16 protein-coding genes are annotated in these 16,959 nt (G+C 54.7%); 9 read left to right on the plus strand and 7 right to left on the minus strand.

The features are described 5' to 3' along the window. Window positions 1–8: 8 nt before the first annotated feature. The 7 genes from PSE_RS26355 to PSE_RS26385 form a co-directional block, all read right to left on the minus strand. On the minus strand, window positions 9–1,025 hold the full coding sequence (locus PSE_RS26355) for an ABC transporter ATP-binding protein (protein WP_014290450.1): 1,017 nt from the start codon (window positions 1,023–1,025) through the stop codon (window positions 9–11). Further along, window positions 1,022–2,017 (minus strand): ABC transporter ATP-binding protein, encoded by a 996-nt coding sequence (locus tag PSE_RS26360; RefSeq protein ID WP_014290451.1) that lies wholly within the window; start codon window positions 2,015–2,017, stop codon window positions 1,022–1,024. Before PSE_RS26360 ends, PSE_RS26355 begins: the two co-directional genes overlap by 4 nt. Beyond that, on the minus strand, window positions 2,017–2,892 hold the full coding sequence (locus tag PSE_RS26365) for an ABC transporter permease (protein ID WP_014290452.1): 876 nt from the start codon (window positions 2,890–2,892) through the stop codon (window positions 2,017–2,019). Before PSE_RS26365 ends, PSE_RS26360 begins: the two co-directional genes overlap by 1 nt. Continuing rightward, on the minus strand, window positions 2,889–3,830 hold the full coding sequence (locus PSE_RS26370) for an ABC transporter permease (protein ID WP_014290453.1): 942 nt from the start codon (window positions 3,828–3,830) through the stop codon (window positions 2,889–2,891). The genes PSE_RS26365 and PSE_RS26370 overlap by 4 nt, the downstream gene beginning before the upstream one ends. 187 nt (window positions 3,831–4,017) lie before the next feature. Next, window positions 4,018–5,595, minus strand: coding sequence for an ABC transporter substrate-binding protein (locus PSE_RS26375; RefSeq protein WP_014290454.1), 1,578 nt, complete (start codon window positions 5,593–5,595; stop codon window positions 4,018–4,020). A 414-nt stretch (window positions 5,596–6,009) separates the two neighbouring features. Beyond that, window positions 6,010–6,645 carry a maleylacetoacetate isomerase gene (maiA, locus tag PSE_RS26380; protein ID WP_014290455.1) on the minus strand — a complete coding sequence of 212 codons (636 nt, stop codon included), beginning with the start codon at window positions 6,643–6,645 and terminating at the stop codon, window positions 6,010–6,012. Between the two features lie 88 nt (window positions 6,646–6,733). Further along, window positions 6,734–7,237, minus strand: a complete 504-nt coding sequence (locus PSE_RS26385) for a MarR family winged helix-turn-helix transcriptional regulator (RefSeq protein ID WP_008551039.1) — start codon at window positions 7,235–7,237, stop codon at window positions 6,734–6,736. A 307-nt stretch (window positions 7,238–7,544) separates the two neighbouring features. Here PSE_RS26385 and fahA point away from each other — a divergent pair, with 307 nt between their 5' ends. From fahA to PSE_RS26430, 9 genes are all read left to right on the plus strand, one after another. Next, window positions 7,545–8,813, plus strand: a complete 1,269-nt coding sequence (gene fahA / locus PSE_RS26390) for a fumarylacetoacetase (RefSeq protein WP_014290457.1) — start codon at window positions 7,545–7,547, stop codon at window positions 8,811–8,813. Between the two features lie 15 nt (window positions 8,814–8,828). Next, complete coding sequence (locus tag PSE_RS26395; RefSeq protein WP_008550826.1) at window positions 8,829–9,779, plus strand: MBL fold metallo-hydrolase; 951 nt, start codon at window positions 8,829–8,831, stop codon at window positions 9,777–9,779. Between the two features lie 310 nt (window positions 9,780–10,089). Beyond that, window positions 10,090–11,712: an FAD-dependent oxidoreductase gene (locus PSE_RS26400; RefSeq protein WP_014290458.1), complete on the plus strand. Its 1,623-nt coding sequence runs from the start codon at window positions 10,090–10,092 to the stop codon at window positions 11,710–11,712. Then, the gene (locus PSE_RS26405) at window positions 11,709–11,918 is read left to right on the plus strand and encodes a DUF2783 domain-containing protein (protein WP_014290459.1); all 210 of its coding nucleotides are present in this window, start codon (window positions 11,709–11,711) and stop codon (window positions 11,916–11,918) included. Before PSE_RS26400 ends, PSE_RS26405 begins: the two co-directional genes overlap by 4 nt. Window positions 11,919–11,937: 19 nt before the next feature. Continuing rightward, window positions 11,938–12,480, plus strand: a complete 543-nt coding sequence (locus PSE_RS26410) for a VOC family protein (protein ID WP_014290460.1) — start codon at window positions 11,938–11,940, stop codon at window positions 12,478–12,480. Between the two features lie 95 nt (window positions 12,481–12,575). Further along, entirely contained in the window at window positions 12,576–13,625 is a 1,050-nt protein-coding gene (locus PSE_RS26415; protein ID WP_014290461.1) for a TRAP transporter substrate-binding protein, read from the plus strand. A gap of 35 nt (window positions 13,626–13,660) precedes the next feature. Continuing rightward, window positions 13,661–14,134, plus strand: coding sequence for a TRAP transporter small permease (locus tag PSE_RS26420; RefSeq protein ID WP_014290462.1), 474 nt, complete (start codon window positions 13,661–13,663; stop codon window positions 14,132–14,134). A gap of 4 nt (window positions 14,135–14,138) precedes the next feature. Then, window positions 14,139–15,455 (plus strand): TRAP transporter large permease, encoded by a 1,317-nt coding sequence (locus tag PSE_RS26425; RefSeq protein ID WP_014290463.1) that lies wholly within the window; start codon window positions 14,139–14,141, stop codon window positions 15,453–15,455. Window positions 15,456–15,640: 185 nt separating this feature from the next. Beyond that, complete coding sequence (locus tag PSE_RS26430; protein ID WP_014290464.1) at window positions 15,641–16,891, plus strand: NAD(P)-binding domain-containing protein; 1,251 nt, start codon at window positions 15,641–15,643, stop codon at window positions 16,889–16,891. Window positions 16,892–16,959: the final 68 nt, after the last annotated feature.

The following is a 16,959-nucleotide window of genomic DNA, read 5'->3' on the forward strand; positions in this document are numbered from 1 at the left end:
CTGCTCGGCTATTTGATGGGGTTTGTCGCTGATAAAAGAGCTTCGGCATGATGACAAGCCACTCTACCCAGCTCATCCATTGCCCTCAATCTGGGAATTTCACTCTGGCATCGGCCTGATGCATGGGGACATCTGGCATGGAACGCGCAGCCCTTGGGTACATTGAGCGGGCTGGGCAGTTCGCCGGAGATTGACGGGCGAGTATGGCGTTTGTCAGGATCAAGAGAAGGGGCTGCTGCCAGAAGAGCCTTGGAGTAGGGGTGTCTTGGGGCGTTGAAGAGCTGTTCGGAGTCTCCGATCTCAACAATTGATCCCAGATAAATCACCGCAACCCTGTGGGATACATGGCGCACAAGTCTGAGGTCATGGGCCACGAACAGGATGGTCAGGCCCAGCTTTTCCTGCAGTTCCAGCAGCAGGTTCACCACCTGCGCCTGCACGGAAACATCCAGCGCTGATACCAGCTCATCTGCCACAAGCACCTCCGGCTCCACCGACAAAGCGCGCGCAATGGCAATGCGTTGGCGTTGTCCTCCTGAAAACTCGTGGGGGAGCTTATCTGCAGCATCTTGTGGCAGGCGGACCAGATCCAGCAGTTCGGCAATGCGGGTTTCGATCTGCTCAGGCGGGCGCATATTGTGAACGCGGAGAGCTTCGCTCAGCACTTGCCGCACTGTCATGCGGGGATTGAGGGAGGAGTAAGGGTCCTGAAACATCATCTGGACCTTGCGGTTATACTCCCGTAATGCACCGGCATCTTTGGCAGCAACCTCTTGCCCATCATAGCGAATGGTGCCTTTGTCCGCCTCATAAAGACGGGCCAGACAACGCGCTAAAGTGGACTTTCCGCAGCCAGATTCACCAACAATGCCAAGGGTTTCACCCCGTTTCACCTCAAGGCTCACCCCATTAAGGGCTTTGACGATGCGTTTTTCTTTGCGTTGAATTGCGTCGAAGAGGGTTCTTTTGAGCGGAAAGTGTAAATGCAGGCCCTCAACTTCCAGAACCGGAGCTTCATAGGTCATGCCAGCACCTCCTCACGTATGTCTGCCATGAAATGACAGGCCGACGAAATTCCATCTCCCAGAACCGCCAGTGGTGGTTTGGTACCAAGACACACATCTTCCGCTTTCAGACAGCGCGGTGCGAAGGCGCATCCTTTGGGCAGGGCATCCAGTGCCGGTGGTGTGCCTGGCACAGAGTACAGTGATGTGCGGGGTGGAATGTTTTCTGGAACCGATTTCAGCAAGCCGAGCGTGTAAGGGTGCTGAGGTCGTTTCAGTACATCGCGAACAGAGCCGGTTTCTACCAATCGACCAGCGTACATCACCGCCACGCGATCACAGGTTTGCGCGACCACGCCCAGATCATGGGTCACCAGTACAATCGCCATGTTGAGGTTCTTGGCCAGTGACAGCAGTAGTTGCAGGATCTGATCCTGAATGGTCACGTCCAAGGCTGTAGTCGGTTCATCTGCAAGCAGTAGTTCCGGATTGGACGCCAGCGCGATGGCGATCATCACCCGTTGGCGCATGCCGCCGGAGAACTGATGCGGAAAGTCCTTGAGCCGGGACGCCGCGCTTGGAATGCCGACCATGTCCAGCAGCTCGATAGCACGGGCAGTGCGGGCGCGGCGATCCAGATCTGTGTGAGCCTTCAGGTTCTCCTCAATCTGCAAACCCACGGTGAGCAGCGGATTGAGCGACGTCATGGGCTCTTGGAAGATCATGGAGATCTGACTGCCACGCACAGATTGCAGCTGCTTGTCCGTGCGGGCCAGAAGATCTTCCCCTTTCCAGTAAACACTGCCCTCGACACTGCCGTAATCACGGGCGAGGCCGATGATAGAGCGTAGGGTGATGGACTTGCCGGACCCACTTTCTCCCACCAGACCAAGCACTTCACCAGCGCGCACATCAAAGGAGATGCCGTCAACAGCGCGCAGAACGCGGCCCTTGCTGTGAAAGGTGGTGGTGAGATCGCGAACCTGGAGCAGGCTTTCGTTTTGGTTGGTCATCACGATGCCCCCCGTGGTCTGAGAACATCGGCAAGGCTGTCACCGACAAGTGAGAACCCGAGCCCTGTCAAAACAATCGCAATCCCCGGCATCAGGCTCATCCACCACGCGGTGGTGATGAAGTTGCGGCCTTCAGCAATCAGCACGCCCCATTCCGCCTGCGGTGGCTGCGCACCTAGGCCGAGATAGCCGAGCGAGGATCCGAGCAGAATGGCGAGCGCCATATCGGTCATCCAATAGGTGATCAGCGGTGTGGTGGCGTTGGGCAGCAGGTGGCGGAAGATGATGCGGGTGGAGGAGTAGCCCATCACCTTTCCGGCGGAAGCGTAATCGCTGGTCATCTGCGTCATGATTTCAGCACGGGTGAGGCGGGCGTAGTAGACCCACTGTACCAGCGTTACCGCCACGTACATGTTGGTCAGTCCCGGTCCCAGAACCGCTACAACTGCAATGACCAGCACCAGAAACGGGAAGGTGATGGTGACATCGACCAGTCGGCCAAACAGCACATCGGCAATGCCGCCGTGATAGGCGACCAGTGATCCGACAATCACGCCGATCACCATGGCAAAGAAGGTGGCGAAGAACGCGATCTGCATATCCACCTGATAGGCCCAGATGACGCGGGAAAGCGTGTCGCGGCCCAGATTGTCCGTGCCAAACGGATGGGCCCAGCTTGGTGGTTGCTGGATGGCCATGAAGTCAAAGGCATTGGGATCATACGGCGCAAACGCCCATGGGAACACGGCAAGCAGGATGGAAGACGACAGAATGAAGAAACCGAGCAGAAACCCGGGACGCAGCAGCGCTTTCACTCGTGGGTGGAGCTTTTTCTTCTGCGGTGTGGTGCCTTGAAGAGTATCGAGCTGGGTCATGACAGGCGCAACCTCGGATCAAGCCATGCCTGCACCATATCGGTGAACAGAAACACGAGAGAAACCATAACGGCGAACGTGAGCGTGAGGCCCTGAATCAGCGGGTAATCACGAGCAAAGATCGCCTCCAGCATCAACCGGCCAAGACCGGGCACTGCGAAGACAGTTTCCGTCACCAGCGTCCCGCTCATCAGGTTGCCGATGGAAAGGCCCAGCAGGGTCACGGTGGAAATGAGCGCGTTGCGCAGAACATGTCGGCCTAAAATCACACTGCGCGACAGGCCCTTGGAGCGGGCAAACTGCACGTACTCCGCGTCCAGCACCTCAATCACCGCAGAGCGCAGGTTCCGCATGATGATGGCGGAGGTGTAAAGGGCGACCGTCAAAGCGGGCAGCATCAGGTGGTGCAAGTGCTGTAGAAAGGTTGTGCCGTAACCACCAACCGGAAACAGGCGCAGAGACGCGGCCAGAAAAGTGAGCAGCAGCAGGCCGATGTAAAACACAGGCGTTGAAAGGCCCACCTGAAAGCCACTGCGAATGGCAATGTCGAGCATGCCGTTCTTGTTGAGTGCAGCGACAAAGGCCAGCGGACCGGCAATGAGAATGGAAAGGCAAACCGCATAGATAGTGAGGAACGCGGTGACAGGAATGCGCTCCAGAATAACTTCCAGAACAGGGGCTTTGAGGAGAATGGATGTGCCCATATCTCCGGTCAGGGTGTTCTTTACAAAATAGAGGAACTGCATGACCAGCGGCTCGTTTAACCCGAGTTTTTGGCGGATGAGTTCCAGCTGAGCTTCGGTGGCTTTGGCATCGGCCATGGCAATGGCCGGATCCCCTGGCAGCATACGCACCAGCAGAAAGATAACGACCATCACAAGAAGAAAGGTCGGAATGATCTGCAACAGGCGTGACACCAGATAGGAAAGTGACGACATTCCTGATCCCTAGTAGAGGCTTAACAGTGAGAGCCGAAGCGCCGGAGTAACGGGATTGACGCTTCGGCTTTCCGGATTGCATGGGGCAGGTGGTCTGGTCCTGCCGTGTTTGAACAGACCAGCCCGCCCGGTTCAAATTGCACCCGGCCAACCTGTTGACGCAGGCCGGGCACACCCAGAGGAGGAGTTATTTTGCAATCCACGCCGAGGAGAACTCATTGTTCCCCAACGGTGTCTGGAGATAGCCGTTCACGTTGGCAGACAGCGCAACAGCAAATGGCGTTTCATAGAGGAACAGTAGCGGGGCCGCATCGCGGTAGATTTCCTGCATGCGCTTGTACTGCTCGCTGCGCTTTTCCGGATCGATCTCGGTGTTGGAGGCTTCGAACAGCGAGTTGAACTCCGCATTGTTCCAGCCAGTCCCAACAGCCTTGCGGGTTGGGTAATAGCCGAGCCAACCAGCAACCTGTGCCGGATCGTTCACGTCGTTCACCCAGCCGTAGGTGTGAACATCAAACTCGCCGGAGCGGTTCTTTGCGCCGCGGGTCGGGTTATCAACCTGCTCCACTTTCACGTTCACGCCTATAGCGCCCCACATCTGCTGAATGGCTGCAAACAGAGTTGCATCATCAGAAGAGCCTGCAAGGGTGGTTAGTGTGATTTCAGCACCTTCCAGACCAGATGATTTTGCCAGTTCCTTCGCCTTGGCAGGGTCGTATGGATAGAGCGGACCGCCATCATGTGCCAGCTGGGTTGTCGATGCCATCAGCGGGGATGTCATGGACTTGCCGGTGCCATGGGTGATCAGCTGAACCAGTGCGCCCTTGTTAGTTGCGTAGTTCAGCGCCTGACGTGCTTCTTTGGTGGCCATTGGGTTTGGCGAACCATCTGCGCGGGTCTCACGAGCGTTGATTGGCGCATAGATGATGCGGGTGGATGGGAACAGCTCCATGTTGATCGCAGGATCTGCTTCCAGCTCTGCCACGCGGGAGAATGGCACGAACTCAGCACCGTTCACTTCACCCGCTTGCAGTTTCAGGATGCGGGTCGCATCATCCGGGATGACCACAAAGCTGACTTCATCCAGATATGGCAGCGGCTTGCCATCTTCACCCTGACGCCAGTAATGCGGGTTGGCGGAGAAGGTCATGGTGCTGCCGCGGGTGCGGTCTTTCAGCGTGAAGGGGCCGGAAACCGGTGTGCCAGGCGCGAACAGAGCGGTTGCTTTTTCCTGATCATTGGCTCCTGGTGCAGCCTCAAACGCAGCCTTGGACACGATCGCGGTGTTGAACGTTGCCAGAATGGAGATGATGGTTGGGTCAGGGTTCTTCATGGAAAGCGTGACACCATTCTTGGTCTCAGTGATGCTTTCAACAGATCCCAGCAGACCGGACCATGGGCCGAAATCCGGATTAACAGCACGTTCCAATGAGAACTTCACGTCTGCCGCAGTAATCGGGGAACCATCGGAAAACTTGATGCCGTCGCGCAGGGTGATGGAGATGGTTTTACCATCGGCAGAAACCTCGTAGCCGGACGCCAGACCCGGAACGATGGTTTTGCCATCCGCCTTGGTGCGCAGAAGAGTGTCATAGAGGTTTGTGACCATCCAGATATCTGGGTTACGGTCAGCATACACCGGATCAACCAGATTGGAATCATCATAGCGGGCGAAGGTGAGCGTGCCGCCACGTTCCACGGCCTGAGCCGAATTAATGGCGAGCATCGACACGCCTGCAAGCGCGGCAATCAATAAAGTCTTCATGATAGTCCCCTCAATTGATACACGCCGGGCCTGCTTATTATTTTATGATGCATGGTGGCGTGCAGGTGGTGGCCTCTCCCAATAATTCCATTAGCCACCGGTGATATATCAGTATTATCTCTGATATATCTCTGTTTGCAAGAGGCAAAACTCATTAAAGAAAAATTTTCATGACAACAAATCTATGCAGAGAGATAGTTTAGAAGTGAAATATTGCTGAAATTACAGTTTCACTGAGAGAAACTTGCGCCCAATATTGCAGTAATTCTTGGAGCGGCATCCGAAACTCTCGGAACCAAACAATTGATTTATTCTGGAATGAGCGTCTTAAAACGCAAAAACGCAGTGCAGGAATATTTTTCCAACACCGCGTGAAAAATGAACGCCATTCATTAAATAGAGGGAGATTTTCCCTCAGGCTTCTTGTTTTGGCTCGGCCTTCTGAAAGGCTTCCAGCTGGTCAGCTTCCTTGACGATGGCGTTGATGCGGGTCAGGTGAGAGCGGTCCACACCCCAGCGATCTGCGTTGTAGACCTGCGGGATGAGACAGATATCAGCCAGCCCGACCTTATCTCCGTGACAGAACTTGCCGCTCTGTCCGTCAGTCAGCAGCTCTTCAAAGGCATTGAGACCTTTGGCGATGAACTCACGCATCCAGTTGACTTTGACCTGATCGTCTCCGCCAGACAGCTCCACGATGCGCTGAACCACACCCAGATTGCAGACCGGGTGAATGTCCATAGCGATGGCATGGGACAGCGTGCGCACGCGGGCCCGTTCACGGGCGGTGGCAGGCATCAGGGCAGGGGATGGGTGCAGCTCATCCAGATACTCGATGATGGCGAGAGACTGAGTCATCATATCGCCATCCAGATCCAGTGATGGCACAAAGCCTTGCGGGTTGCGCTTGAGGTTATCCGCATCCTTCTGCTCGCCCTTGAGCAGATTGACGGTCACCATGTCATAGCTGAGGCCTTTCAGGTTCAGCGCAATACGCACCCGATAGCTCGCAGAAGAGCGCCAGTAATCATATAAAGTAATATTGCTCATCGTATTGGCGCCCCCTCCCAGAGCTCAATTCTCTATCTTGCGCGGAACCCTTTGCGAGAACAGTCTCTCACGTTTCAAAGGTTCTGCTTCAGGACCCGTTGGCTGCCTCGGCGCTCATATCCCCAATGAGCGCTTCTGCGTTTTTCTGCACCTTTTCCATCAAGGTCAGAAGAACCGCCTGTTCTTCTGCGGAAAGGTTCTCAGTCAACGCAGCTTCCACATCTCGGACCAACGGAATGACATCATTGAAAACGGCCAGACCTTTTTCGGTCAGACGCAGCACGGACTTGCGGCGATCCTCTCCGTCAATATCGCGGCGCAGGAACTCCTTTTTGCGAAGGGCCTGAACGGCGCGGCTGACATTCACCTTGTCCATACTGGAGCGCTCAACAATCTCTGAAGCAGACAGCGCCTGATTGCGACCCAGGATCGCCATGGTGCGCCACTCAGATACGCTGAGGCCATACCGTTCCCGATAAACACTTGAGACAGCAGTACTAACGGCTGTGCCAAAAACACGGACCTTGTAGGGAAAGAACGACCCAAGCTGGAAGTCTTCCTTATCCATCGTGTTATTCGCAGTCACCATCATCACGTCTCGTTGGTTTAAAATGAAACTATTGCACATAGATACTTGCACAAATATCCTGATAGTATCAATTGCAACTATATGTCAAGACCATCAAACGGCTCACTGATATATATCCCAAAGTAGAATAATCAGCTATTTTTAGCCATTTTGCAGCATTTTAGCCCGCTTTCTTACGCTTAGGGAATTTGTTTTGGCGGAAAATGTTATTGACAAAGTTACAAGTGAAACTATTCTGAGATTAGATAAATTACAGATTGCCTGAGTCTGGGAGGACTTTGCCGCGATCTTCAATTGCCAAGGATGTGTTATGACGAGTTGGATCGAGAGTGCGAATGCAGCGCACTGCCATTTCCCAATCCAGAATCTTCCCTACGGTGTGTTTGCCAAAAACGGTGAAGAGCCACGGTGTGGTGTTGCGATCGGGGACATGGTTGTTGACATGGCTGTGCTGGAATCCGCCGGTCTTCTCAATGCAGGCGGTTCTGCCACCGTTTTCGACAAGCCAGCCCTCAATGACTTCATGGGCCTAGGCAAAGCGTCCTGGGACAGCGTGCGCGATCAGCTGACTGCCCTGCTTTCCAAAGATGGCAATGATGCTCTTTCCGGCAATGATATCCTGAAGGCAAAAGCACTGGTGCCAATGAGTGCGGCGCAGATGTACCTGCCTTTCGCGGTTTCTGAATACACCGACTTTTACGCTGGCAAGCAGCATGCCATGAACATTGGTACCATCTTGCGCGGCGCTGAGAATGCACTACCACCAAACTGGTTGCATATCCCAATCGGATACAATGGCCGCGCCTCAACGGTCGTTGTATCCGGTACAGATATTAAGCGCCCACTGGGCCAGACCAAAGCCCCAACCGCTCAGGTGCCATCCTTCAAGGCTTGTGCGCGCCTCGACATTGAGCTGGAAATGGGCGCTGTTGTTGGAACACCAAGCACCATGGGTCAGCCGATCACCGTGCAAGAAGCTGACGACATGATCTTCGGTTACGTTCTGCTCAACGACTGGTCCGCCCGTGACATTCAGGGCTGGGAATATCAGCCGCTTGGTCCGTTTCAGGCAAAAGCATTCGCGACCTCCATCAGCCCGTGGGTTGTGACGAAGGCTGCGCTGGAGTCCTTCCGCACCAGCACACCGGAGCGTGAAAAGGAACTTCTGCCTTACCTCAATGAGCCAGGTCCGATGATCTATGACATTGAGTTGCAGGCGTACATGCAGCCGGAAGGCGCGGACAAAGCGACACTGCTCTGCCACACCAACTACAACCGCATGTACTACTCTGCGGCGCAGCAGCTGACACACCATGCCATTGGCGGCTGTAAAATGAACACGGGCGACCTGCTCGGCTCCGGCACCATTTCCGGTGCGGACAAGGCCGAGTTTGGCTCGCTGATGGAACTCACATGGGGTGGCAAAGAGCCAATCACTCTGGACAGCGGTGAAAGCCGTACGTTCATCGAGGATGGTGACACCCTGACGCTGACAGGTTGGGCGCAGGGCGATGGCTTCCGCATCGGCTTCGGCGAATGCACCGGCAAAATTCTGCCAGCTCCAGATTTCAAAGCTTAATTTAGGATAGTGACGATGGCTAAAGCATTTGCATCCAGTGGCGACATGGAAGCCAAAAAGATCTCCTTCACCGAAGTTGGACGCGATCTGTACGCGTTCACCGCGGAAGGTGATCCAAACACCGGCGTTATCATTGGTGATGACAGCGTCATGGTGGTTGATGCGCAGGCAACCCCTGTCATGGCTCAGCTCGTGGTTGATAAAATCCGCGAAGTCACTGACAAGCCGATCAAATACGTAACCCTGACCCACTACCACGCTGTGCGCGTGCTGGGTGCCTCCGGTTACGGCGCCTCTGAAATCATTGCCTCTGAAAAGTGTGAGGGCATGATTTACGAACGCGGTCAGGAAGACTGGGATTCTGAGTACGGTCGTTTCCCACGCCTGTTCTCTGCAGCAGATTCCATTCCGGGCCTCACATGGCCAACCATGACCTTCAAAAACCGCATGACCATCAACATGGGCAAGCGCAAGGTTGAGCTGATGCATCTGGGCCGCGCTCACACCGCTGGCGACATCGTTGCATGGGTTCCCGATGAAGGCGTAATGTTCACCGGTGATATCGTTGAATACCACTCCGCCTGTTACTGCGGCGACGGTCACTTCAAGGACTGGGGCAACACCCTCGACGCGATCAAAGCCTACAATCCGGATGCAATTGCACCGGGCCGCGGCGATGCGCTTGTGGGCAAAGAGATGGTCAACAAAGCCATTGAGAACACCCGTGACTTTGTTGAGAGCACCTATAAACCAGCCGCCCGCGTGGCAGTACGAGGCGGCACGCTGAAAGAAGCATGGGACGCAGTGCGCGCAGAATGCGATCCGAAGTTCGCTGACTACGCAATCTACGAGCATTGTCTGCCATTCAATGTCGCACGCGCTTTTGACGAAGCCCGCGGCATTGAGACACCACGTATTTGGACTGCAGAGCGCGACCGCGAAATGTGGGCAGCATTGCAGGGCTAATATGAAGGGACTTAAGCCAGCTGACAGAGCTTATTCTGTCAGCAAAGCTTAAGTCCAACCTACTTGGGAGCCTTGAGGAACAGAGTAAATCCATAACAGAGATTGGATCCTTCCTTCGCAGAACAATTCTTACTCTGTTTGTGAACGATCGATACTGCTGGCTCCCAACATTGACGAAAAACCTCGCAGGCGAAAGCCGCCCCATATGCGTCAGAGCGCCGGATGGCCCCAAGTTCCAGCCGGCTCTCCAAAGTTGATTGATGTTTTGCCGGATGCTGGCTGAGGCATCACACTTGCTGGGAGGCAGCGTATGACGAAAAAAAAGATTTTCGAAGTTCCGCTATATCCATATGTCCGGTCGCCGGATCAGGATGCGGAAAAGGCAGTGCGCCATAAGGTTGTTGTGGTGGGAGCGGGCCCGATTGGCCTTGCTGCAGCAATTGAACTGGCCATGCAGGACATTGAAGTTGTTGTTGTCGATGACAACGACAAGGTGAGCTGGGGTTCTCGCGCGGTTTGTTATGCAAAGCGCCCACTGGAAATCCTCGACCGCATTGGTTGCGGTGATCAGTTTGTCGACAAAGGCGTTCAGTGGAACGTGGGCAAGGTGTTCTTCGATGAGCGTCAGGTCTATCAGTTCGATCTGTTGCCAGAAGATGGTCACAAGCGTCCGGCTTTCATCAACCTGCAACAGTATTACTTTGAAGAGTATCTGGTTGACCGGGTTAAAGAGCTTCAGGCACAGGGCAAGCCAATTGAGATCCGTGGCAACAACAAGGTTGTTTCCGTTGATCAGAGCAGTGACTTCGCAACTGTTGAGCTGGAAACACCGGAAGGCAACTACTCCGTTGAAGCCGACTGGGTGATCGCTTGTGATGGTGCTGCTTCTCCAATCCGCGCTATGATGGGTCTGGACTTTGTGGGCCGCATCTTTGAAGACAACTTCCTGATCGCCGATGTGGTTATGGAAGCGGACTTTCCGACAGAGCGCTGGTTTTGGTTCGATCCGCCATTCAACCGCGGTCAGTCCGCTCTGCTTCATAAGCAGCCAGACAATGTGTGGCGCATCGACCTTCAGCTGGGCTGGGATGTCGACAAGGAAGAAGAGAAGAAGCCGGAAAACGTCATCCCACGCCTGAAAGCGATGCTGGGCGAGGATGTGAACTTCGAGCTTGAGTGGGTTTCCATCTACACCTTCCAGTGCCGCCGTATGGAACAATTCCGCAAAGGCCGTGTGATCTTTGCTGGCGACAGTGCCCACCAGGTGTCTCCGTTCGGTGCTCGTGGTGCAAACTCCGGCCTGCAGGACACTGACAACCTGATCTGGAAGCTGAAACTGGTGATGGACGGCACGGCGCCAATGAGCCTGCTGGACACCTATGATGAAGAGCGCATCTACGCTGCGGATGAGAACATTTTGAACTCTTCCCGCTCTACCGACTTCATCACACCAAAATCCGCGATCAGCCGTGTGTTCCGCGATGCTGTTCTGGATCTTTCCGAGGCTGCTGAATTTGCGCGTCCACTGGTGAACTCCGGTCGTCTGTCCGTACCGGCCACCTACGACGGATCTTCGCTGAACAGCGATGATTGTGCTGGCATGCCAGTGCGTTCCCGTCCGGGCTCTCCGGCAGCGGATGCACCAACAGCAAATGGCTGGTTGTTGGATCAGCTGGGCAACAAATTCCAGTTGCTGGCAATCAACACGGATGTGCCGGACACTGTAGACGTAGGCGGCATCACCATCTCAGCGCTGCGAGTGAACGCGACAGATGAGATCAGGGATCGCTATCTGGGAGATAAGTCTTCCGCCGTTTATCTGATGCGCCCGGACCAGCACGTGGCTGCCCGTTGGGAGACCTATGACGGAGCGAACGTTGCGCAGGCTCTGAACCGCGCTATCGGCATTTTTGAGCAGGAGGCCGCACAATGAGCCATCTGAATACAAAAGCAAACATCGCCAAACCGGACGAGTTTTATCACGATCTTCTGGTCCTGCATGAAGGACGCTCTGAGAAGGAAAGCGAGGCACTTAACGCCAAGCTGGTCCTCATCCTCGCCAATCACATTGGTGATGCAGATGTTCTTCGCGAAGCAATGGACCTGGCTGCCAACACACAGGGAGGAGGCGAGGCTTAATCGCCTCGGTTAGAGTCTTATGAAAATTGAGCAAATTCACCACGTTGCTTACCGCTGTAAAGACGCAAAAGAGACCGTTGAATGGTACACCAAGAACCTCAACATGGACTTTGTGCTGGCGATTGCAGAGGACAAGGTTCCTTCCACACACGAGCCTGATCCGTACATGCACCTGTTCCTTGATGCAGGAAACGGCAACGTATTGGCGTTCTTTGAACTGCCAACCAAGCCAGAAATGGGTCGCGACGAAAACACACCAATCTGGGTGCAGCACATTGCATTCAAGGTGAAGGATCGCGAAACCCTGATCGCATTCAAGGAAAAGCTGGAAGCAAACGGCATCGACGTGCTGGGCGTGACCGATCACTCCATCTTCCACTCCATCTACTTCTTCGATCCAAACGGACACCGCATCGAGCTGGCTTGTCCGGATCCAGCAGAAGAAGAGAAGCTGAAGCGTCTCGACGCTGTGAAGTGGGACATGCTGGAAGAGTGGAGCCGCACCAAGAAAGCGCCAAAACACGCTGACTGGCTGCACGCAAAAGAACTCGGCAAAGTCTAGTTTTTTAAAGACAACCTGCCAGAAGGGCGGGGACTGGGAGGTTCCCGTTCTTCATCTGACAAAATGATTTTATTGGCATCTTAAGGGAGGGAGCCATGGAATTCTTGAAGACGAAAGTTGCTCGCCGCACGCTGCTTGGCATGGCAACAGCTGCCATGTTGGCGCCAACTGCATTTGCAACTGCTGCATACGCTGAAACAAAGCTGGTTCTTTCCAGCTGGCTGCCACCACGCCACCCGATTGTGGTCAACGCAATCAAGCCGTGGGCGAAAGAAGTTAAAAAAGTTACTGATGGCCGTGTGACCGTGCGCGTTCTGGCAAAGCCAGCCGGCGCACCACCAGCCCACTTTGACATGGCTGCTGACGGTGTTGTCGACATCACCTACGGCCTGCACTCCTTCACCAAAGACAACCGCTTCCAGCGTTCCCGTATCGGTCAGTTCTCCTTCCTGGGTGATGATGCTGTTTCCGGCTCCAAGGCATTTTGGGATGTATACGCAAATGATCTGGATGCACAGGCTGAGCACAAAGGCACCAAGGTTCTTGGTCTCTTCGTTCATGGCCCGGGCGTATTCCATAACAACGTGCGCAAGCTGAACACACCAGCTGACATCGAAGGCCTGAAGATCCGTGTACCGGGCGGTTACATTGCTGATCTGGCAAGCGATCTGGGCGCATCTCCGCTGTTCATGCCATCTGGCGAAGTTTACGAGACCCTGTCTCGCGGCATCATTGACGGCGTGACCTTCACCTATGAAGCTCTGACAGCGTTCAAACTGCTGGACCACGTGAAGTACTCCATGCGCGTTCCGGGCGGCATCTACAACACCACATGGTTCCTCGTCATGAACGACGGCAAATGGGGTGAGATCTCCGCTGAAGATCAGGCTGCAATCATGGCGATCTCCGGCGATGCGTTTGCTGAGCGCGTTGGTAAGGCATGGAACGGTGCGGATGAGAAAGCCATCGAGCGCATCAACAAAGCTGGCATCGAAATCTATGATGCATCTCCTGAAATGGTTGCGGCCATCAAGGAAAAAGCGGCTGCTTACGAGACCGAATGGGCAAAATCCGTTGCAGAAGACGGCTTTGACGGCGCTGCTGCTCTCGACAAGTTCCGTAAATCTACAGGCGTAGAAAATTGATCGGGTCTAACAACAGGTCCGGGGGCGCATCGCGGGTGCGCTCCCTCGCCAACCTCATAGAGCTTGGCCTTGGAATATGTTGCGCGTTACTCCTCGCGGGTCTGACTGGCCTTACAGTCGTTGATGTGGTTGGCCGTTACTGGTTCAACGCCCCTGTTCGCGGTGCTTTCGAAATCACCCAGCTCATGCTTGGCGCTCTGGTTTTCGCAGCTCTGCCGCTGACAACCTCTCGTAAAGAACATGTTGAAGTGGACATGATCTACGGCATGGTTCCACCCGTCATGCAATCAGTGATGAAGGGCATAGCCTGGTCGGTTTCCACCGTCACTCTTGTGATCCTCTCCTGGCGACTGGCAGCTCACGCTGAACGCCTGATGGAAGATGGCACTGTAACCAATGCTCTGGACATTCCACTGGCACCCCTTTCCTGGATCGCTGCTGTCTCTGCGCTGCTGAGCGCCTGTTACACCTTCGTATTCTTCAAAAAAGCATTCCGCAGAGGTTTTTAAAGTCATGTTTGAGTCCCTTCTCGGCTTTGCAGCTCTGCTCGTCCTCATTTTCCTGCGCGTGCCAATCGCGTTCGCCATGATCTTTGTCGGCGCCATCGGCTTTGCCTGGATGCGCGGATGGTCCGCCACATGGTCCGTTGTCAGCACCGTTGGTTTTGAAACCAGTCTGTCTTACTCGCTCTCCGTTGTTCCGCTGTTCATCCTCATGGGCAACCTGCTCACCATTTCCGGTGTCAGCCACGGCCTTTATGCTGCTGCAAACCGCCTGTTGGGCGGCGCGCGCGGAGGCCTTGCCATGGCATCAGTTGTGGCGTGTGGTGGTTTTTCTGCGGTTTGCGGATCGTCTCTGGCAACAGCGGCCACCATGTCCAAAGTGGCCATGCCGTCCATGCGCAAATACGGCTACGCGGACAGTCTTGCCTCTGGCTCCATCGCAGCAGGCGGCACCCTCGGCATTCTGATCCCACCATCTGTGGTGATGATTATCTATGGCCTGCTGACAGAATCCGACATCGGCAAGCTGTTCATCGCAGGTGTAATTCCGGGCATTTTGGGACTCTTGCTTTACATCGGCGCCATCTACGTCGCCACTTTGCTCAACCCGTCTCTCGCTCCCAAGGCTGAAGGTGTTGAACCGTTCAGCAAAAAGGAACAGCTTGGTGTCTTCGCCGTGCTTGGCCTGTTTGCTGTGATCATGGTTGGTATTTACGGCGGGTTCTTCACCCCGACTGAAGCGGCTGGTATCGGCGCTGGGACGTCGTTCCTGATCGCGCTGCTCATGGGCGGCATGACCATAAAAAACCTCTACCACGCCATGCTGGAAAGCGCGCGCACCACGGCCATGATCTTCATGATCATTATCGGCGCGGAAGTGTTCTCCAACTTCGTCAACTTTGCAGGCCTGCCGGATACACTGGCAGAATGGGTGCTGGACCTTGAGCTGAACGCCTACATGGTGATCCTCGGTATCGTACTCATCTACATCGTGCTGGGCTGTGTGCTGGAAAGCCTCTCCATGATCCTTCTGACCGTGCCGGTGTTCTACCCGCTCATCCTTGAGCTGGACTTCGGCCACGAAATGCTGGCGGATCCGGAAGCTGTACTGATCTGGTTTGCCGTGATCGTTGTGGTGGTGACGGAGATCAGTCTGATTTCACCTCCTGTCGGCCTCAACGTGTTCGTGCTGCGCAACGTGCTGCAGGATGTAAAGCTCTCCACTATCTTCAAGGGCGTGTTCCCGTTCTGGGTCTCCGACCTTGTCCGCCTCGCGCTGCTGATCGTGGTCCCCGGCTTCTCATTGTGGCTTGTTGGAGCCATGTAGATCTGAGGGATCTTTGATCATCGCAAAGGGGAGGGCATCAGCTCTCCCTTTTTGCGTTTGGGGCTGAGCGATACAAAGAATTTCATCGAACCACTTCACTCATCTCGCATCCTAACAATCCCAAGAACGGGCAATTAACCCGCAAGGCCCATAGTACCCGCAACCATAATAAGGCTGAGGGTTTCATGGCTCCTAACATCGCCATTATCGGGGCTGGCCCAACCGGGCTCACAGCAGCGATTGAACTCAAGCGTCGCGGTATCATTCCATCTTTGTTTGAAGCGCGAAACTGTCTGGGCGGACAGTGGGCCTATGAGGTCCTCACCGACGAGCCAGTAGACGTTCGCGATCCGCATAGCCAGAGCGTTTATTCCGCCATGTACCCCAAACTGCGCGCCAACCTGCCCAAACGCGCCATGCAGATCAGCGACTATAAACTGCCGGAAGAGCTGGAGCTGTTTCCAGGCCGTGTTCAAGTGCTGGACTATATCGACGCCACCGCCAGAGCCGCTGGCATCTCAAACCTCATTGAGTTCAACACACCGGTGCAACACGTTGAAAAAGCCGGCGATGGCTGGCGTGTGACAACGGAAGGCACCCAGCGGATCTTCACCCATGTGATCGTAGCGACGGGCAAGGACAGTTATCCGAACATCGCTAAGATTGATGGACTAGAGAGTTTTGAAGGCTCCGTCACCCACTCCCAGTCTTACCGCCTGCCGAACCTTTATGAGGGCAAGCGTGTTGCCTTGATCGGCGCCTGCGTATCCTCCGAAGACATTTCCTTGGACCTGAGCCCGCACGCCGAGCAGGTTTACATCTGCGGCACGTTTCCTCCCAACGGACACAAGTGCTATGTGCGCGATGGTCTTTATGGGCAGAGCCTCAACATCAGCCAGCATGACCGGCCCGCACGCGTGGAAGGCAAGAACATCTACCTGCAAAACGGCGAGGTGCTTTATGACGTTGATGCGATTATCCTTTGCACCGGTTACATCTACGACTTCCCGTTTCTGAAGGGCTCCCTGAACGACATTGAGCTGAGCGGTTGCTCCATCGGCCCGCTTTATCTCAACATGTTCTATCCATCCGACCCAACGCTCATTTTTCTCGGCCTGCCACGCTTTACGGTGCACTTTGCCAGCATCCAATTGCAGAGCGTCTACTGCGCCAAAATCCTGAGTGGGGAGTTGGAGCTGCCTCCGATTGAGGAGATTAAAGCGGAAGTCGCCAATGGCGGCTGCGTGCTGCAAAAAGACCCTGCCAATCTGGAGGAATACCACAACAGCGTGTTCGAGTGCTTTGCGCGTCTGAGTGATATGACCGGCGAGCCTCATCTGGACTGGAAGGGCTTTTTGAACACGCTGAACGACCATAAGCGCCACTACCAGCAAGACTACCGCCAGTATCCTTTCACGTATGACCTGAAAGAGTAAAACGCACCTCTCCGAAAATCTCCTCTTGCCTTTATGCGATTCATATACGATATGTATATTAAACGTAT

Source organism: Pseudovibrio sp. FO-BEG1 (genome assembly GCF_000236645.1).
GTDB lineage: Bacteria > Pseudomonadota > Alphaproteobacteria > Rhizobiales > Stappiaceae > Pseudovibrio.